Genomic DNA, 20,220 nt, shown 5'->3' with positions numbered 1-20,220 from the left:
GTCATGTTGTTTTGGACAATGTAACTCAAAAAAATATTTTTGTTAATGGTTTAAAAGCAATTATTGATGAGTATCAATTTGATGGAGTTGATATTGATTTTGAAGGCGGATCGATGAATTTTAATGCCGGAGGTTTAAGAGATATTTCTTATGCGGGGATTTCTGCTTATCCAAGATTGAAAAACGTAGTAGATGCTTGCAAAGAATTAAAAGCATACTATGGCCCTGGATTCTTATTAACTGCAGCTCCGGAAACACAATACGTACAAGGAGGATATTCTACCTATAATGATACTTTTGGTTCCTTCCTGCCAATCATTCAAAACTTGCGTAATGAATTGGATTTGTTAGCTGTACAATTGTATAATACAGGTGGTGAAAACGGATTGGATGGCCAATATTATGGTTCAGCTAAAAAAGCAAACATGGTAACAGCCCTAACGGATATGATAATAAAAGGGTATAACATTGCTACAACCGGAATGCGTTTTGATGGTTTACCGGCTTCAAAAGTTCTTATTGCATTACCCGCTTGTCCAAGTGCAGCTGGTAGCGGTTTTATAACGCCGGCAGAAGGAATTAATGCGATGCATTATTTAAGAACCGGAACGACTTTTACAGGAAGAACATACACGATGCAGTCAGGCGGACCTTATCCTTCTTTAAGAGGTTTAATGACTTGGTCTGTAAACTGGGACGCTTCTTCTTGTGGTAATTCATCTGAATTATCTAAAGCTTACGCAGTATATTTTGCCTCACAAGCAGCGGCAAAAATGTTATCTCTGGATAAAATTGAAGCGAAGAGCAGTACAGTAGCTTATTTTAAAAATGATGCTTTGTCAGTTTCAAATGAAACAGAAGATATTGCTCAGGTGGATGTATTTAATACTATCGGACAAGCTTTAGTAAGTCATAAAAACATTCAAAATAATAAAGAAATCCTGATTCAGAACAGAAACTTCACGACTAAACAATTGTTTGTCGTTATAGTGACGGACAGAGCAGGAAATAAAAAATCATTCAAAGTGATGAACTTTTTAAACTAAGGTTTAGAACTAAAGAATGGAAAATTTAGAAATAAAAAAATTGGGACGGTTAAAATTGAGTTTGGATATTTATTTTTTAATCAGGTTTTTATATTTCGAATAAATGTTGCGAATTGAGGTGATTTGTTATTTGGTTTTCGCCTGAAGGAATGCATTATGAACCCGACAATTGTATTGTCGGGTTTTTTATGGAAAATAGTGAGAAAGTAAGAATTGTAATTTATTTTCGAATAATTTTGTAGAAGCATCAAGAAACAACGAAGTATGAAAGCGCTATCATTTATTAAATATACCTTTTTAACTATTGGTTTAGTTTTAATCGCCGCAGCTCTTTATTTCTACCAAAAGCAACATGTTTTTCAGGAAAAAGCAGTTACAGCACAAGGCACAGTTATTGAATTATTAGAGTCAACATCTGACAATAGTATCGTATATAAGCCACTCGTTTTATTTAAGACTAAGGAAGGTAAAGAAGTGACGTTTACTACTTCTTTTAGTACTAGTCCACCAAGTTATAGCGTAGGAGAAAGTGTCGAAGTGTTATACGATTCAGCCGAACCCAATTCTGCTTCTATTAACGGATTTACATCTTTATGGCTCGGCCCTTTAATCTGCGGGGTTTTGGGAATGATTTTCTTTTTAATAGGTTTCTTTATTATTTTGTTTGATAAAGTAAAACAAAGAGAAATTCGATACCTGCGTGAAAATGGAAAACGTATTTCAACAAAATTTGCTCAAGTGAAGTTTAATAATGGACTGGCCGTAAATGGTAGAAACCCTTTTCTGATTTATAGTCAGTGGCTTGATACAAATACAAATGAATTGTATGTGTTTAAAAGCGATAACATTTGGTTTGATCCTACCGATTTTATAGGAACCGAACCTATTAAGGTTATGATTGACCCAAAAAATCCAAAGAAATACTATATGGATATTTCTTTTTTGCCTGCGATGAAGAATTAACTTAAAGGACAAAGCGGATTGAACGTTTGAGTATTTCTACTGCTTGATTTTCTTTTTAATCCATTTATCTACAAGGATTTTTTTCTCGACATATTCCAGATATTCTTTACTATGAAAAGAATCTAAGTAAACGGCGTAGAATTTTTTCCCGTCTTCAGAGACTTTAAAATTCTTAAAATCATCATAGCTCTCATTAGAACTGTGGAGATAAGAACCACATAATTCAAAGGTTGCTATCTTATAAAAAGGGTCAAGTGCAGACGGTTTTCCAACAATTTCAAAATAGATTTCTGTGCCCTTACAGTCAGAACCATTTATTTGAAGGATTTGCTTTTTTCTTTTTTCAAAGAAAGTTACTATCTGTTTTTCCTTTTCATTGTACTCAAATTGATATGGGATAAATTGATGGTTTTCTATTTCAAAATCTTTAGGGTGATTCCGTTTCTCAGTTGGTTGTATTTCAACTCCATTTTTACCAACATATCCCCAAGTTCCACCAACTAATTGCGGATGCTCAGGGTCTTTTGAATAATCAAAATGGCACCCGTTACAAAATTGAGCAAAGCCAAATTTTATTCGCGAAATCCAATCGTATTTGGCCGGAATAATTTTCTCGCCCTGATCACTGTATAAGCCACTTTTTTTATTTTCAGTATACCGAATAAAACCTTCATTAATATCATCCGGGCCTTCAGAAGTTAAATAAACATCAAATAAAAAGTCTCCTTTTCGATTGTAGTATTGATGAAAATTCAGGTTGAAAATCTTAGTTTTTATTTCCTGTCCATTAAGATAATAATCTGCAAAAGGGGAAGGTTGCAAGGGAATAATAATCTTTCCGTTTTGATTTTTCACTCCTAATAAACTGTCCTTTTCGGTATAATAGAATAATTTTTCTGTTTGTGAGAAACTAAATAGACTGCCTATAATTAGAAGTGAAGTAAATAATTTTTTCATTTAAAAGAGCTTATAATAGTGAGGATGTAAATAATGGTGAATCCTATTGTATTCAAAAGTACTAATAAAGTTTTTAGAATTTTAAGTACTTTTGAACTTGATTTATTTTATACAATTTCATGAAAAAACTACTTAGTGCTGTTACTGCAATTTTTATTTCTATTTCTTGCTTCGCGCAGTCAAAATACGGAAATCCTGAGGTAGACCCTATTGCCATTCAAAGCAAATTTTCGGATTGGTGGGCGTATCAAAATAAAAAAATAATGCTTTCCAGGGATTTTACACCACTTGATTCTCTTTCTAATGCAATGACAAAAGAAGCTTTTCTGGAAGAGCTTACAAAAGGAAATTTTATTCCGATACGTTTACTTTCAGATGAAGCTATTTACAATTATAAGTTGTTTAAAATTAAACCGGATTCTGATACCAGTATAAAAGCGACAATTGTTCAGGAAGCTTTTGATGCGGATAAGAATTTCAAGATGGAGGGAACCGCGTTTCCAAAGTTTTCTTTTAAAGATTTAGACGGGAGTATAGTTTCAAATGAGACGATGAAGGGTAAAATAGTTGTCATTAAATGCTGGTATATTCATTGTGCAGCCTGTATTAAAGAATTTCCACATGTCAATGCATTAGTTTCAAAGTATAAAGACCGAAAAGATATTGTTTTTGTGAGTCTGGCCGAAGATAATCCGCAGCAGTTAAAAGCATTTTTGACTAAGAGACCTTTGTCTTATTCTGTGGTTCCGAATATGAAAATTTATATGAATGAAGCGTTACAATTAAATGCTTTTCCAACCCATTTTATTCTCGATAAAGAGGGTTTAATCAAAAAGGTAGTCTCGAATTATGAGAGTTTGGAAGTTGCTTTAGCGAAAGAGAGCAAAATGTGATTTTTTTTAAACCATATAAGTTATGTAAGAAAATATAAGTTTTGTTTAATTTAGTTTGTAGTGGAAGTTTTGTGTCAAAATAAGAAGCATTGAAAAGATAAAAATTAGCGACTTGGCGCCTTTGCGAGAGATAGAATTTAGCAAGAAGTTAAACTATCCGGTTAGCTTAAATGGACTTCTATAACTTATATGGTTTAAAAATTTGCGCATGTAAGAAAATATAACTTTTGTTTAAATAAAGGTTGTAGTGGAAGTTTTGTGTTAAAATAAGAAGTATTGAAAAGATAGAAATTAGCGCCTTTGCGAGAGATAGAATTTAGCAAGAAGTTGAACGATACGGTTGGCTAAAATGGACTTAAATAACTTATATGGTTTAAAAAAATACATATCTAAACTTAGCCTCTTAGTTTCTTTGCAGCTCTGAACCTTTTTCCTTACTTTTGCACAAAATTAATTAAAAAGACATTCATGTTAACAGTCAATAATTTATCAGTTCAATTTGGCAAACGAATTTTGTTTGACGAAGTAAATACCACTTTCACGCACGGAAATATTTATGGAGTTATTGGAGCCAATGGTGCTGGGAAATCTACTTTTCTTAAAATCATTTCAGGTGATATCGATCCAACTTCTGGCCATATTCATTTAGAGCCGGGAAAACGTATGTCGGTTTTAAACCAGAATCACAACATGTTCGATGAGCATACTGTTTTGGAAACCGTTTTGATGGGAAATAAAGTGCTGTACGCTGTTAAGAAAGAAATGGATGAGCTTTATTTAGACTACAACGATAAAAACGCAGACAGAATAGGGGAGCTTCAAGTTCAATTTGAAGAAATGAACGGTTGGAATGCCGATTCTGATGCAGCATCAATGTTGTCTAACTTAGGAATCAATGAAGAGCATCATTATACTTTAATGGGCGATCTTGAGGGGAAAATTAAAGTTCGTGTGCTTTTGGCGCAGGCTCTTTTTGGAAACCCGGATATGCTGATCATGGATGAGCCTACCAACGATTTGGATTTTGAAACCATCGCTTGGTTAGAAAACTTCTTAGCAAATTATGAAAATACTGTAATTGTAGTATCTCACGACCGTCACTTTTTAGATGCCGTTTGTACTCATATTTCTGATATTGATTTTGGAAAAATAAACCATTATTCAGGAAATTATACGTTCTGGTACGAGTCAAGCCAATTGGCTGCAAAACAACGTGCACAGCAAAACAAAAAAGCAGAAGAAAAGAAACAAGAATTAGAAGAATTTATCCGTCGTTTTAGCGCCAACGTAGCAAAATCTAAACAAGCTACATCTCGTAAAAAAATGATTAGTAAATTGAATATTTCAGAGATCAAACCTTCAAGCCGTCGTTACCCTGCTATTATTTTTGATCAGGATCGTGAAGCAGGAGATCAAATTTTGAATGTTGAAAATTTAAGCGCTTCTGTAGACGGAGAATTATTGTTTAAAGATGTGGACTTGAACATGGCAAAAGGCGACAAAATCGTTCTTTTCTCTAAAGACTCCCGTGCAACTACAGCGTTCTATGAAATCTTAAACAATGAACAAAAAGCAGATTCCGGAACTTTTGATTGGGGAATTACAACCAACCAAGCATATTTACCGGCTGAAAATCATTCATTTTTTGAAAATGATTTAAGTTTAGTAGACTGGTTGCGTCAATATGCAAAAACAGAAGAAGAGCGTGATGAAGTATTTATTAGAGGATTCTTAGGGAAAATGATTTTTTCAGGAGAAGAAGCGTTAAAAACTAGTCGTGTATTATCAGGAGGAGAGAAAGTACGTTGTATGTTGTCTAGAATGATGATGGAACGTGCCAATATCTTAATGCTGGATGAGCCAACGAATCACTTGGATTTGGAATCGATTACTGCTTTTAACAACTCATTAAAAAACTTTAAAGGTTCGGTAATTTTTACCACTCATGACCACGAGTTTGCACAAACAGTTGGTAACCGAGTAGTAGAGTTAACACCAAATGGCGTTATCGACCGTTACATGACTTTTGATGAATATTTGGATGATGAAAAAATTCAAGAACAAAGAAAGAAAATGTACAATTTGTAATTGAAAAGAGTTCGTCTTGAAAAAAGAAGGACTTTCTACTATAAAAAGATAAAACCTGTTCCGTTGTTGAACAGGTTTTTTTATGCTTATTTTCCACCAAGGAATTTACTGATTATAAAAACAACGAGGGCAATGATAAAAACAACTAGAAAAATACCAAAGCCCATTCCTGCTTTAAAAATATCTCCAATCACTTCGCAGCTTGTAAATGTCAATAGTATAACGAATACTAGTGTCAATTTTAGTGTTTTGTTTTTCATGATTTTACTATTTTAATTCTAAAAAAAAACAAGTATTATTCTAACATGAAGTTACTGACTGTTATGAAATTAGGTGTTACATAATTTTCCGAAATTGTTTTATTATTTAATTTCTATTATTTATGAAACTTAATTGAGAATAGTTAAAAATTAGATTTATAAATGCTTGATAATTGAGGATTTAGATTGTAGATTTTGATGAAATAAAATTATTTTTGAGAGATATACCTTTAATTAAATCCTTTATATCTTATGTCAGAAAACGCTTTTAGTTTAAAGTCACCTCGAATAGAAGTGATAGATGCCTTACGTGGTTTAGCCATCATGGCTATTATGTTACTTCATAATTTAGAACATTTTGATTTTTATCATTTACCTGAGTATCTGCCCGAATCAATAAAAAGATTAGATAAGGTGATTTGGGATACTTTATTTTTCCTTTTTGCGGGAAAATCATATGCGATTTTTTCTCTACTGTTTGGATTTAGCTTTTTTATTCAAAATGATAATCAGGCTAAAAAAGGAAATGATTTTAGAGCAAAGTTTGTTTGGAGACTTGTTATATTGTTTGTTTTTGGACTGGTAAATACCCTTTTTTTTTCTGGTGATATATTAATGATGTATGCGGTTTTAGGATTGATTTTGATTCCGGTTTGTAATCTGAAAACGAAATATGTATTGATTATAGCAAGTTTTTTAATGACATTGCCTTTAGAATGGTACAATTTTTTTAATATTCTTTATAACCCTGATTATGTACTTCCTGCTAATAGGTCAAATGCCTATTATGGGGATATGTATACCTATTTAAGAGACGGCTCGTTTATGGATCACGCAGTAGGCAATGTAACAATAGGCAGGTGGGCTTCTGTGTTCTGGTCTTGGGAAAATGGAAGATTTTTTCAAGCTCCGGCGCTATTCATGTTTGGAATGATAGTGGGAAGAAAGCAACTTTTTGTAGCCTCGCCGGCGAATAATGCGTTTTGGAAAAAAGCATTACTATATGCTTCAATATTGTTTATTCCGATTTTTGGATTCAAAACTTTTTTGCCGGATGTTGTTGCTAATAAGAATTTAGTAAACAGCTTATTAATCATTTTTACTTCGTGGTCAAATGTTACTTTTATGGTGGTGTTGGTAAGCACATTTGTGTTGTTATACCAAAAAGAAGCTGTAAATAAGGTTTTAACAAAATTGATTCCTTTTGGAAAAATGAGTTTGACTTGTTATTTTACACAATCTATTTTAGGCTCTTTTATATACTATCGTTTTGGTTTAGGGCTTTACCAATATACCGGAGCAACATTCGGATTGTTGATTGGTATTGTTTTGTTTTTATTACAATTGAGTTTTTGCACTTGGTGGCTTAAAACACACCGACAAGGACCATTGGAGTCGCTTTGGCACAAACTTACATGGTTTTCTTTTGCGAAAGAAAAGAAGCCGGTTTCAGCATAATTGTGCTGGTATTGACTGGAATAGATTTCGGTAATTTTAATAGTTAACTTTACAATAAAGAGAAGTAAAGATAAAAGAAGGGTAATGTTGTCTTAAAAGTATTTGCATTTTGGTAGAATACTTTTGTGTCGTCTAAACAACGAAAAACAACTTATGAAAAAACTTTACTATCTACTACTATTTTTAGGAATAAGTTTAGCTTCACGTGCACAAACGCTATTTCCTTATTTGCAAAATGCAACACCGACCTCTATTTACGTTAACTGGAAAACCAACAGTAATCCCGAATCTATTGTAGAGTACGGAACGGCTGCAACCAGTCTTAATGTAACAGTTACGGGTAATACGAATGTCTTTACAGATTCAGGTTACCCGGGGAATTATTTTTATCACAGTGCGAAGCTGATGAATCTTTCGCCCAATACTAAATATTATTACAGAATAAAAACCGGAGCTGAAGTGTCTTCGGTTTATTCTTTTAAAACGCTGCCTAATCCGGGGCAAGCTGCTACAAAAGATGGTCATATTCGCTTTTTGATTATGGGTGATAATCAATTGAAAGCAGTACCTCGTTATGATTCTTTAGTGTCGGCTGCCAAAAGAAAAATCAGACAGAAATGGGGTGCAACCTTATCTCCGGACGATAATATTGCGATGACATTTATGGTGGGCGATCAGGTCGATGTAGGTACTTTGGATCATTATGAGAATGTACATTTTAAAAAGAACAGAGGTTTATCGGGTAATATTCCTATTCAGACAACAGTAGGAAACCATGAAACTTACGGAACACTTGGAATGAATTCGTATTACGATCATTTTTACATTAGTGAACTTTCTTATAAAGGAATTTCATCAGGGACAGAGAATTATTATGCACAACAAGCAGGAAATGTTTTGTTTATTAGTTTAAGTTCAGAACATACAGGAGCAGAGCAGTTAGCGTGGTTACAAAAGGTTGTGGCAGCCGCCAATACGGATACTACGGTAGAGTGGATTTTTTCTTTGAGCCACAGACCGTATCAGGCAGAGCAATACGTGGGTGATATTTCTACTTGGGTTCGTAATACCGCAGTTCCTTTGTTGGTGACTTCACCGAAATATTCGATGCATATTGGAGCACATCACCATCTTTACCATAGAGGACAATTAAAAAATACACCGACCTATAATATCATTTCGGGAGGTACAGCCTGGGATCAATATTGGGGATCTTCGACTGAACAGGATTTTGATGATGTACAAAAAACAATCTGTAATTGGATTTACCAAATTGTTGACATCGATGTGGCAAATGGAAAAATGGATATCGAAAGTTATTCTATCGGAAGCGTTGATAAATGGAAAAACAACCAATTAATGGATGAGTTTCACAGGTATAAAAACAAAGCGGCTCCTGTAAAACCATCGATCACGAATACCTTTACAGGAAATGTTACATTGCCATTAGCGATATCCGGTTCAGCCTATAGTACCACAACAAATGAGTTATTGAATACCAGTCAGTTTTTAATTTCACAAACACCGACATTTGATATCGTTAAGAAAGAAGTATACCGTGACTTCGAAAATTTATACGGGAAATATGGTACTAAAAAAGACTCTACGGTTAATATAAATCTAGGTGTGGATATTACCAAGATGAATTTGGCTGCTAATTCACTTCCAAATGGAAAGTATTACGTGAAATTAAGATACAGAGACCGCAATCTGGAATGGTCTCCCTGGAGTGATGTACAGACCTTTACGGTTACGGGAAGTACTACTATAAATACAGAGATAATCATTGATGCTTTAACCTATTCGCAAAATGCCCCTATCAAAGTTAATTTTACAGATGCTCCGGCGAGTACATCAACTTGGATAGGATTATACAAAGAAGGGCAGACACCGGGAGCAATAACGCCTTCGTTGAGCTGGCAGTATACCGACGGGAATCCAAGTGGGTTTATTAATTTCCCAAAAGGATTAGCGAATAAAGGACGTTATTATGCTGTTATATTCTCCAATGGCGGTTACACAGAAATTGCTCCACGTAAATATTTTTATGTTGGACCAGTTCCGGTCTTAACGACCGATAAGACCGAATATTCTGTTGGAACTCCAGTAGTTGTAAATTACAGCAATGGACCGGAATTAGCGAAAGATTGGATTGGAATATACAAGATGGGAGTTAATCCGGGATCAGGCGTTGCCGCTTCAAGCTGGCAATATGTTACAACTGCTACAGGCGCTAAATCATTCACTAATTTGCCAAAAGGATATTATTATGCCGAGTATTATTTGCAAGATGGTTTTAACGCTATTGGCAATAAAGTGTACTTTAAAATTGGAGCTGTTGTTACCGAATTATGGATCAATAAACCCGTGTATGATCTTGGCGAACAAATCACCGCTTCGTGGACAGACGCTCCGGGAATTGTAAAAGACTGGTTAGGAATTTATCATGACGGAGATAATCCAAACAGTAAACCATTGGTGAGTTATACTTATTTTGAAGGGCTTTCTCAAGGAACTAAAAACATTGTAGCTCCTGAATTACCGACAGAAAAAGGAAAGTACTTTTTGGTTATGTTTACAAATGATTCTTATAACGAAGTATCAAACCGAGTTTCTTTTGAAGTAATCGAAACGAAATTAGGTAACGATAAATTTAAAATTGATAATGGTTTAAAAGTATATCCAAATCCGACTGGTAGTAATGGAGAAACATTTATCCAATCGGAATATCCTATTGATGAAATTGAAATTTACAATATGGAAGGAAAATTATTGTATGCTACAAAAAATGTAAACAACAATCAATTTTCTTTAATAAATCAGGATTTACCAAAAGGAGTTTATATTCTAAAAATACATTCCCGTAAATTGTTTACTGCGAAGCTGGTGGTGAATTAATCAGGATTTAAATAAAGATTTTTAAGTTTGGGAGCCTCTGCGATTGCAGGGGCTTTTTTTGCTTGAAATGGGAAATCAAAGACATGATTTAAATAGAATGATAAGTGACTTTTTATTTTTCAAATAATCAAAACAACAGATTCATAAAATTATTGTACTTTTGCCCAACCAAACATTACACTTTACTATGAGCCAAAAAGTATTACTTAATTCAAAAGAAGTTACTATCATACTCCATCGTTTGGCTTGTCAGTTGATTGAAAAACACTTAGACTTTTCGGATACTATTTTGGTTGGAATACAACCAAGAGGTGTTTTCTTAGCAGAACGTCTGAAACAATTATTAGAGAACGAGTATAAAACACCTGAGATTCCTTTGGGATATTTAGACATCACTTTCTTTAGAGACGACTTTCGCAGAACTGATAAACCGCTTGAAGCCAATAAAACACAAATCAATTTTATCGTCGAAAACAAAAAAGTCATTTTTATAGATGATGTTTTGTTTACCGGACGTAGTATACGTGCGGCTTTAACTGCGATTCAGTCTTTTGGTAGACCGTCAGAAATTGAATTATTAGTGTTAATCGACAGGCGTTTTAGCCGAAATTTACCTATTCAGCCTGATTATCGAGGTCGTCAGGTAGATGCTATTAATGGTGAAAAAGTAAAAGTAAGCTGGAAAGAAAATGAGGGAGAAGATGTTGTTCATTTAATAACGAGCTAGTTTATTCTTCATTATAAAAAGTACAATTAAAAAAATATAATCGAAACAAAATGAAAGAATTAAGCGTAAATCATTTATTAGGAATTAAATATATCAATGAGAATGATATTAACCTAATCTTTGAAACTGCCGATCATTTTAAAGAAGTCATCAACCGACCAATTAAAAAAGTTCCTTCGTTACGAGATATTACCATTGCCAACATCTTTTTTGAAAACAGTACCAGAACCAAACTTTCTTTTGAGTTAGCTCAAAAACGATTATCAGCCGATGTCATTAGTTTTTCTGCAGCCCAATCTTCTGTAAAAAAAGGAGAGACGCTGATTGATACTGTAAATAATATCCTTTCGATGAAAGTGGATATGGTCGTAATGCGCCACTCCAATCCCGGAGCGGCTTATTTTTTGTCTAAAAATGTCAAAGCAAGTATTGTGAACGCCGGAGACGGAGCACACGAACACCCGACTCAGGCTTTGTTGGACAGTTATTCTATCAGAGAAAAATTAGGAGACGTTGCCGGTAAAAAAGTAGTTATTGTTGGTGATGTTTTACACTCCAGAGTAGCATTATCGAATATATATGCTCTGCAAATGCAAGGTGCTGAGGTAAAAGTTTGTGGGCCCAAAACACTTATTCCGAGATATATCGAATCGCTTGGAGTGACAGTCGAACCCAATTTGAGAAAAGCATTAGAATGGTGCGATGTGGCCAATATGTTGCGGGTACAAAACGAACGTATGGATGTTAACTTTTTCCCTTCAACAAGAGAGTATGCGCAGCAATACGGAGTTGACAAACCATTACTGGATTCGCTAAGTAAAGAAATTGTCATCATGCACCCGGGTCCAATAAACAGGGGAGTAGAGATTACCAGTGAAGTAGCAGATTCGAATCAATCTGTGATTTTAAATCAGGTAGAGAATGGGGTTGCAATCAGAATGGCTGTAATTTATCTTTTAGCGTCTAAGCTTTAAGCTTTAGTTTACGGTCTCAGCGGGCAGTTACAGTTCACATTTTACAATTCACAAAACTCTAAAAAATCTTCGTACCTTAGCAGTCAGGATTATTATTTTATTATACAAGCCTCTATAAATTATAAAATGAAAGTAGATCAAAAAGGACATACCGTTACAATTAAAGATACTCAGGGAGATTTTAATTCTTTCCTGGAAAAAGTAACGCAACAATTTAAAACCTTTGAAAAACAAAATATTATAATAGATTTATCCGCAGATACCGAACTTTCTGAAAAAGATGTAAAGCTGTTTTTACCACTTTCGAAACAGCAAAAAAAGGCGAAAAAATCATTTGTAATTGTAGTTTCTGATCTTGACTTTAATGCTATTTCAGATAAGTTAATTGTGGTTCCTTCTTTATTGGAAGCACATGATATTATCGAAATGGAAGAAATCGAAAGAGACTTGGGATTTTAGATTTTTGAGTTCAGATTTTAGATTTTAGATTTAAATCTGGATGAATACTATTTTTTGTAGAACATTTATTCCGTAAAGTTTAAAATAAAAAACTTAGCGACTCTGCGTCTTTGCGAGAAATAATGCCCGTCTAAAGGTCAAGAAATAGGAAAAACCCTTGCCAGTTTATGGTAAAATAGACCTCTAAATCTGTTAATTCTAATAATGGAAAGGATTAACACAAATTACTCCGCAACTTTCGGCTTAATCCTTTAGCTACAGTTTAGAATGTTATTTTTTGTAGAGCATTTATCTTATTAAGTTTAAAATAAAAAACTTAGCGACTCTGCGTCTTTGCGAGAAATAATGCCCATCCAAAGATCAAAAAAAGAAAAAAACTTACCAATTGATGGCAAAATAAATCTCTAAATCTGTTAATTCTAATAATGGAAGGGGTCTACACAAATTACTCCACAACTTTTGGCTTGATCTTTTAGCAACAGTTTAGAATGTTATTTTCAAAATAAAAATGATTTGGTAGTTTAGAGTTCGGTTTTTAGATTTAATTTTGAATAAATTATGATTGAGTATTGCCTTAATGGGCAATCTAAAATCTAAAATCTAAAATCAACAATCTGCAATCTAAAATGAAACTAACCATACTCGGCTGTTATGCAGCCACTCCAAGAACAATTACGAATCCTACTTCACAGGTTTTAGAAATTAAAAACAGAATGTTTTTAATTGATTGTGGAGAGGGAACTCAGGTTCAGCTGCGCAAGAATAAAATCAAATTCTCGAAAATCAACCACATTTTTATTTCGCATTTACATGGGGATCACTTTTTTGGATTAATTGGTACTATTTCGACTTTTGCGCTTTTAGGACGTACTACAGATTTACACATCTACGGACCAAAAGGAATCAAAGAAATTATCACTTTGCAATTAAGACTTTCAAATTCGTGGACCACCTATGAATTGTTTTTTCATGAGCTGGAGTCAAAGGAAAGTGAAATTATTTTTGAAGATCAAAAGGTTATTGTAAAGACAATTCCGCTAAAACACCGTGTTTATACCAACGGATTTTTATTCCAGGAGAAACCAGGAGACAGAAAACTGAATGTCGATGCTGTTCAAAATTATAATATAGATACCTGTTACTATCAGAAAATAAAAGGTGGTGGAAATGTTACACTTGAGGATGGGACTATTATTGAGAACGAAAAGTTATCATTTGATCCGATTCCGCCAATGAGCTATGCGTTCTGTTCAGACACCGGTTATCATGAGGCAGTAATCCCAATAATAGAAAATGTAGATGTTTTATATCATGAGTCCACTTTTTTGGATTCTGAAGAAAGCTTGGCGGGAAAAACGCTTCATTGTACTGCCAAAGAAGCAGCGACAATTGCTTTAAAAGCCAATGTCAAACAGTTGGTTTTGGGGCATTATTCTACGCGTTATGGCGATATTACAGTTTTTAAAGAAGAAGCCGAAACAATTTTTCCCAATGTACTTCTTGCTGATGATGGAAGAAGTTTTGAATTTTAAAGGAAGTTATGAGTTACGGGGGAGGTGTGCTCTATTTTGGATTATTCATCCCTAATTCAGCAATCTAAAATCTACAATACACAATCTAAAATCAAAAAATATGAATGATTTAAGTAATTATAGAAAATCTTACGAAAAAAGCGAATTGCTTGAAAACACGATCCCCGAAGATCCGATTAATCTTTTTAACCTATGGTTTCATGAGGTAGAAGATTTTGGAGCAAATGGGGAGGTTAATGCCATGACCGTTTCTACAATTGGTTTAGATGGTTTTCCGAAATCGAGAGTTGTTTTACTGAAAAAATTTTCTGAGGAAGGTTTTATCTTTTATACGAATTATAATTCTGAGAAAGGAAAGGCCATCGCAGCGAATCCAAACGTTTGTTTGTCGTTTTTCTGGCAGGAGATGGAGAGACAGGTAATCATAAAAGGAATTGCGCAAAAGACGTCTGAAAACATTTCTGACGGTTATTTTGATTCCCGACCAGACGGAAGTAAATTGGGCGCGATTGTCTCGAATCAAAGTGAAGTAATTCCGTCAAGATTATTTTTGGAAGAAAACCTCAAAAAACTGGAAGAAGAGTTTGAAGGAAAGCCAATTCCAAGACCTGAAAATTGGGGAGGTTTTTTAGTGACTCCTTTGGAAGTAGAATTTTGGCAAGGAAGACCAAACAGGTTGCACGACAGAATTAGATACAAAATTCAGTCGGATTTCTCATGGAAAATAGAAAGACTGTCTTCTTAATGTAAGAAAATTACAATAAATTGAAATTTTATTGCGTATTTCATCGAGTATTTTTGCTTTTTAGCGATATTTTAAATATGTTTGATCTATAAAGTGATAACTATTTTATTAAAATAATTTTAAAGGATTTGCCCCAACATCTACTTTAAGACGCTAAAATGCTAATGACTATGAAAAAGATTTTGCGCGGCATGATGTTCGTTGTGATAGTAATCGCAATGAACTCATGTTCTGCTGATACCGCAGACGGTAAAGCAGATACTACTACAGCTGAAGCCTTGACTTCAAACTACACCTACAATCCTTCTGAGTTGGAATTAATGCAACTTATAAATAACTATCGTGTAAGTGTTGGTTTAAATGCATTAGAAAAAATAAATTTTATTTCGAATAAATGCGAACAGCACAATGAGTATATGATTGCGAACAATGTTGCGGATCATAACGATTTTGTTTCGAGATCAGAAAGTATTATGAAAGCGTTGGCAGCGAAAAATGTTGGAGAGAATGTAGCTCGTAATTACAAATCTTCTGAAGCTGCTCTAAAAGCCTGGTTAGAAAGCCCGGGACATAAGAAAAATATAGAAGGAAATTTTACTCACTTTGGGATTTCTGTTTCGACAGATTCCGCTACAGGTTATAAATATTACACGAATATATTCGCGAAAATATAAATGTATTGAATTGGATTAGTTAGTCGTTGTAGCTCTAAGTTGCAGCGGCTTTTTTTGTTAAAAATGACTTTGGTTTACGTAGATTTAAGCTCATTTTTGTCCTTTCGACGAAGGAGAAATCACACACGCTGAATAGACACTACATGGAATATTGGATGTGATTTCTCCTTCTTAGAAAGGACACACGAAACTCGCAAACAATTAAATACATTTTATTCTTGGTTTGATAGAACGAGATTACGGTTATAGTCTCACGCAGATTACGGCTCATTTTTGTCCTTTCGACGAAGGAGAAATCACACACGCTGAGCACACAATACATGGAATATTGGGTGTAATTCTCTAGCCCAAAAGACAGGAAAAAGAATAAAAGACTGGTTCTTAAACAGAAAAAGCTGTCTAAACAAATAGACAGCTTTTAGAAACGTGATCATCTTATTGTAATTCAAATTACAATGCCGTAATAATAAACTCACTTCGTCTGTTTTGTTGGTGCTCCTCTTCTGTACAAGGAACGTCATCAGCACATTTGTTTACGAGTTCTGTTTCTCCATATCCTCTTCCGGTTAATCGGTTTGGTGCAATACCGTTTTTAATTAACCAGCTAATAGTAGATTTAGCTCTGTTGTTTGACAAGACCTCATTGTATTTAAAAGAGGCTCGACTATCGGTATGAGAACGAATATCAATTTTCATTGTTGGGTAATCATTTAATGTAGCCAATATTTTTTCTAAATCCAAAGCAGCTTCGGGACGGATGTTATATTTGTCCAAGTCGAAATAGATCATTTTTATACCAAAACATTTTCCTAAATCATCTCCCACAGTTACTTTACAGGTAGATTTTTCAAGAGCAATAGATAAGGTCGTTTTTCCGGTTGTTTTTTCGATAGTAATGCTTACTTCTCTGGTGGTGTAGTCGGTTTTTTCGGCTCTTACATTATAAGTTTTACCACATTCGACAGGAAAACTATAAGATCCCTTATCATCTGCAATTGTTGTACCTTCTGCTTCCATTTGATTGTTGAACAAAGTTACTTTTGCTCCGGGTAAAATAGCCCCGGTTTCAGCATCAGTAATAAGTCCGCTTAGTTCTTGGATGCATCTTAGCCTTTTGGTCTCCAAAAATTTATATATATCATCAGAACCCTGTCCGCCTTCTTTATTGGAACTAAAATACCCTTTTCTCGAAACAGGATCAATTACGTAAGCAAAGTCATCTTTTGGAGAATTAACATCATTTCCGAGGTTTTGAATGTTACGGATGGTTCCGTCTTTTGCAATTTCACCCACAAAAACATCCAGACCACCAAGTCCGGGATGCCCGTCAGAGGCAAAATAAATTTCATCCTCGGCTGTTACATACGGGAAAGTTTCCTTGCCCTCGGTATTGATACTCCTACCTAAGTTTTCAGGCGTTCCGAAATCACCGTTACTGTTTATGGCTACTTTGAAAATATCAGACTGTCCCAATGTTCCGGGCATATCAGAAGCAAAGTATAATGTTTTCTCGTCCGGACTCAGAGCAGGATGAGCAGTACTGTAATTGTCACTATCAAAAGATAATGGTGTTACATTGGCCCATTTACCATTTTCAAGAGTCGCTTTGTATATTTTTATTAAAGTAGTTTTATTGACATCTTTTCCTTTTTTTCCTGTTAGATAATTGTTTCTTGTAAAATAAATGGTTTTGCCATCTTTGGTAAAGACCGGTGAAGATTCATGAAATTTTGTGTTTAACGCATTTTTTATCTTTGATACTTTAACAGAATCCACATCGGCCATGTAGATGTTGGTAAAATATTCATTTGTCCATTTGTGTTTGCGTTGTGAAAAATTCCCAGTATCTCTAGCCGAAGCAAAATAGACTTTATTGTTGTGTACAAAAGTTCCATAGTCTGAATATTTTGAATTAATACCTGCGTTTTCAATGGTATAACGACCGGAATTTTCTTTAATCTGATCCAGATAGTTTAAATTTCCGGCATAAAGTTTACCTCTGCTGTCATTTTTGAATTTTGAATCAAATTCATCCAAAATTTTGTTTGCTTTATCTATTTGTCCGGTTGACTTTAAAGATTGAGCATATCTGTAATAATACTCCGATTCCACATTGGTATTCATGGCAAATAATTCGCCGTACCATTTTGCCGCACCTTCAAATTCAGAGTTAAAATAATAGGAGTTACCTAGTTTTTTGAACATATCTTCAGACTTGTATCCTTTTTCGGCCACACGTTCATAAGTCTTTATGGCATCGATATAGGCATAATGATCGTATTTTTTATCGCCGGAATTTACTTTCGACTGCTGAGAATAACTGTCAAATGAAAAAACAATAATAATTGTCAGACAAAGTAGGATATAATTTTTCATGATTATCATTTTTAGAAGAAACGAGGAGTTGTCATTTTACCTTTATTGGAGAAGAATTCATATCGTAAGAATATTTCATGCGATCCTGAATTGTAGTTGTTTAGTCTCGTAGTTTCACGATCGTAACCATATCCAATATACAAACCATCTGTGACTTGAAATCCGACCATTGCACTGAGTGAAGCGCTCCATCTGTAGGCTAAACCAGCAACAAATTTATCGTTGAACATAAAATTGGCAGAAACATCTACTTGTAAAGGAGCACCTTGTACCATTTTAACCAGTGCGGCCGGTTTAAATTTGATGTATTGGTAATGATCTAAATTAAAAACGTAACCGGTCATGAAATAATAATTGATTTTATCTTTGTAGATCGCGATATCATTGTCATCATAACGATTGGTTTCAATAAAGTTTGGTACCGATAGTCCAACATAAGCTCTATCAGAATGCCAGTAAACCCCGGCTCCGATATTAGGAGAGAATTTACTGCTGAAATCTTGAAATTGCGGATCTCCCTGATCAGCTGGGTTCAATTTATTAATATCTAAATTGAATAAATTAGCAGATCCCTTGATCCCAAACGAAATTTTAGATTCGGCAGAGACCTGAATGCTATACGAGAGGTCAGCAGAAAGCGTGTTTTCATTGGTAGGTCCGATTTTGTCGCTCACCAATGAAACTCCAACTCCCAGATTGCTATTGTTTATAGGTGTATTTACCGAAAGGGTACCCGTCTCAGGTGCGCCGTCAAGTCCCACCCATTGTGTACGATATAAACCGAAAACACTTAATACTCCTCGGGATCCCGCATATGCCGGATTGATGTTTATGGTGTTATACATGTATTGCGTATACTGTGCATCTTGTTGTGCATGACTGGCAATTGCAGTAAACATTATGACGAATAAAATTAATTTTGTTCTCATAGCAGTTATTTATTATACCAATTGTTTTTATCAATGTTTGTGATTCGATCTCAGGGAAGTCTGTTTTTATTTGGATAAATACAGATAACCACTTTCTTTATGATTTTGAGCTACGTTATTTCCATCTAACGACTTATAGGTAATGATGTAGAAATAAGTACCTGTTGGCAAACCATCAGATTGTTTAATGGTTGTTCTTCCTCTGGAAGTTCCGTCGAATGCATTGGTTGTGTTATTGTAATTAGTAGTATCAAAAACTAATACTCCCCAACGATTGTATATTTCTACCGTATTTTCAGGATAACAAGTTGTTTCATCGATATTATCAATTTGGAAATAATCGTTTTTACCATCACCATTTGGAGAGAAAGCATTGTGTATTAAAACTCTTTGACAGGCCAGTACACTACAATCATCGTTTATTTCCATAGTTAAGGTAATACTTTTTGGACAATTTTCATCATTTATTGTATATTCAAATGTATAAGTGCCTATTGCTAATCCGAACGGGTTGAGTGTGTTACCTTGTAAAGCGTTACTGTTACTGGTATCAATCCATGTTCCGGTCAACGGAGTGTTTGGAGGAAGTAAAGTATCTAAGTTAAGAGGAGTTGAATCCGCTTTACAAGCTGTACTGTTGATATTGATTACTTCTTGTGGAACTACCGTTATTGTAACAGTTGCTGTGTCACAGATGTCCGGAATCGCTTTAATACAGATTTGATAATTATACGTATACGTTCCAGCAGGAGTTAAACTCGATACCGTTACATTACCCGAAGCATCAATTGTTATATTCGGATCCGTTTTAGAATTAGCATTGTTTGTATCACTCAATAAGGTGAAGTTTACTAATTCTATTGTAGTTTTTGTAGTGCCAATGAAGTCATTATCAAGAACATTACCCACTACTCCGAAAGTACCACAACCAATATTAGAATACGTATCATCATTAGCTAAAATAGCCGGTGGAGCAATGATGGTTACCGTTACAGTTGCTGTATCACAGTTACCGGTATTGTCTGCCTCACAAATTTGATACACTAATGTTAAAGTACCTATTGGTGCATTTGGAAGAATATTAACACTACCATCTGAATTTAATTGCAAGAATTCGTTTGGTGTTACGGTTGAAATAATAACATCCGATGGTTTTACAACTACACCTTCAATAGTATCATTTGGTAATACATTCAGCACATTTGGAGTGATTTGATTTACACTAGGAAATGGACCGGCAG

17 protein-coding genes are annotated in these 20,220 nt (G+C 34.5%); 12 read left to right on the top strand and 5 right to left on the bottom strand.

Going from position 1 to position 20,220, the window contains the following annotated elements:
• Both ACHRV3_RS22775 and ACHRV3_RS22770 read left to right on the top strand, forming a co-directional pair.
• The coding region (locus tag ACHRV3_RS22775) for a T9SS sorting signal type C domain-containing protein (RefSeq protein ID WP_395442793.1) at window positions 1–1,046 on the top strand (1,046 nt) is incomplete at its 5' end.
• Between the two features lie 264 nt (window positions 1,047–1,310).
• Window positions 1,311–2,009, top strand: coding sequence for a DUF3592 domain-containing protein (locus ACHRV3_RS22770; RefSeq protein ID WP_395436256.1), 699 nt, complete (start codon window positions 1,311–1,313; stop codon window positions 2,007–2,009).
• A 36-nt stretch (window positions 2,010–2,045) separates the two neighbouring features.
• Here ACHRV3_RS22770 and ACHRV3_RS22765 read toward each other — a convergent pair whose 3' ends face one another.
• Window positions 2,046–2,966, bottom strand: coding sequence for a hypothetical protein (locus ACHRV3_RS22765; protein ID WP_395436257.1), 921 nt, complete (start codon window positions 2,964–2,966; stop codon window positions 2,046–2,048).
• A 119-nt stretch (window positions 2,967–3,085) separates the two neighbouring features.
• Here ACHRV3_RS22765 and ACHRV3_RS22760 point away from each other — a divergent pair, with 119 nt between their 5' ends.
• Window positions 3,086–3,859 carry a TlpA family protein disulfide reductase gene (locus ACHRV3_RS22760; protein WP_395436258.1) on the top strand — a complete coding sequence of 258 codons (774 nt, stop codon included), beginning with the start codon at window positions 3,086–3,088 and terminating at the stop codon, window positions 3,857–3,859.
• 468 nt (window positions 3,860–4,327) lie between these two features.
• On the top strand, window positions 4,328–5,947 hold the full coding sequence (locus ACHRV3_RS22755; protein ID WP_047773313.1) for an ABC-F family ATP-binding cassette domain-containing protein: 1,620 nt from the start codon (window positions 4,328–4,330) through the stop codon (window positions 5,945–5,947).
• Between the two features lie 86 nt (window positions 5,948–6,033).
• On the opposite strand, the gene ACHRV3_RS22750 is transcribed toward ACHRV3_RS22755, so the two are convergent.
• Window positions 6,034–6,207: a hypothetical protein gene (locus tag ACHRV3_RS22750; RefSeq protein ID WP_395436259.1), complete on the bottom strand. Its 174-nt coding sequence runs from the start codon at window positions 6,205–6,207 to the stop codon at window positions 6,034–6,036.
• A gap of 252 nt (window positions 6,208–6,459) precedes the next feature.
• On the opposite strand from ACHRV3_RS22750, the gene ACHRV3_RS22745 reads away from it, so the two are divergent.
• From ACHRV3_RS22745 to ACHRV3_RS22710, 8 genes are all read left to right on the top strand, one after another.
• Entirely contained in the window at window positions 6,460–7,665 is a 1,206-nt protein-coding gene (locus ACHRV3_RS22745; RefSeq protein ID WP_395436260.1) for a DUF418 domain-containing protein, read from the top strand.
• 153 nt (window positions 7,666–7,818) lie between these two features.
• Window positions 7,819–10,563, top strand: coding sequence for a fibronectin type III domain-containing protein (locus ACHRV3_RS22740; RefSeq protein ID WP_395436261.1), 2,745 nt, complete (start codon window positions 7,819–7,821; stop codon window positions 10,561–10,563).
• A gap of 187 nt (window positions 10,564–10,750) precedes the next feature.
• Window positions 10,751–11,290 carry a bifunctional pyr operon transcriptional regulator/uracil phosphoribosyltransferase PyrR gene (pyrR, locus tag ACHRV3_RS22735; protein WP_047773308.1) on the top strand — a complete coding sequence of 180 codons (540 nt, stop codon included), beginning with the start codon at window positions 10,751–10,753 and terminating at the stop codon, window positions 11,288–11,290.
• Between the two features lie 50 nt (window positions 11,291–11,340).
• On the top strand, window positions 11,341–12,264 hold the full coding sequence (locus ACHRV3_RS22730; RefSeq protein WP_230002423.1) for an aspartate carbamoyltransferase catalytic subunit: 924 nt from the start codon (window positions 11,341–11,343) through the stop codon (window positions 12,262–12,264).
• A gap of 126 nt (window positions 12,265–12,390) precedes the next feature.
• The gene (locus ACHRV3_RS22725) at window positions 12,391–12,723 is read left to right on the top strand and encodes a hypothetical protein (RefSeq protein ID WP_047773303.1); all 333 of its coding nucleotides are present in this window, start codon (window positions 12,391–12,393) and stop codon (window positions 12,721–12,723) included.
• A gap of 626 nt (window positions 12,724–13,349) precedes the next feature.
• The gene (locus ACHRV3_RS22720) at window positions 13,350–14,255 is read left to right on the top strand and encodes a ribonuclease Z (RefSeq protein ID WP_047773743.1); all 906 of its coding nucleotides are present in this window, start codon (window positions 13,350–13,352) and stop codon (window positions 14,253–14,255) included.
• Between the two features lie 100 nt (window positions 14,256–14,355).
• Window positions 14,356–15,000, top strand: coding sequence for a pyridoxamine 5'-phosphate oxidase (pdxH, locus tag ACHRV3_RS22715; RefSeq protein ID WP_395428259.1), 645 nt, complete (start codon window positions 14,356–14,358; stop codon window positions 14,998–15,000).
• 170 nt (window positions 15,001–15,170) lie between these two features.
• The gene (locus tag ACHRV3_RS22710) at window positions 15,171–15,674 is read left to right on the top strand and encodes a CAP domain-containing protein (RefSeq protein WP_395436263.1); all 504 of its coding nucleotides are present in this window, start codon (window positions 15,171–15,173) and stop codon (window positions 15,672–15,674) included.
• Window positions 15,675–16,124: 450 nt separating this feature from the next.
• Here the strand turns inward: ACHRV3_RS22710 and ACHRV3_RS22705 are convergent, their stop codons facing one another.
• From ACHRV3_RS22705 to ACHRV3_RS22695, 3 genes are all read right to left on the bottom strand, one after another.
• A complete protein-coding gene (locus ACHRV3_RS22705) occupies window positions 16,125–18,050 on the bottom strand; it encodes an OmpA family protein (protein ID WP_395436265.1) in 1,926 nt (641 codons plus the stop codon).
• Window positions 18,051–18,061: 11 nt separating this feature from the next.
• On the bottom strand, window positions 18,062–18,979 hold the full coding sequence (locus tag ACHRV3_RS22700; RefSeq protein WP_230002418.1) for a type IX secretion system membrane protein PorP/SprF: 918 nt from the start codon (window positions 18,977–18,979) through the stop codon (window positions 18,062–18,064).
• A gap of 66 nt (window positions 18,980–19,045) precedes the next feature.
• Window positions 19,046–20,220: gliding motility-associated C-terminal domain-containing protein (locus ACHRV3_RS22695; RefSeq protein ID WP_395436267.1), on the bottom strand; the 1,175-nt coding region annotated here is incomplete at its 5' end.

Origin of the sequence: Flavobacterium sp. FlaQc-49 (assembly GCF_044005985.1) — a bacterium.
GTDB classification, from domain to species: domain Bacteria; phylum Bacteroidota; class Bacteroidia; order Flavobacteriales; family Flavobacteriaceae; genus Flavobacterium; species Flavobacterium cupriresistens.
This window is presented reverse-complemented; position numbering and strand designations above follow the sequence as displayed.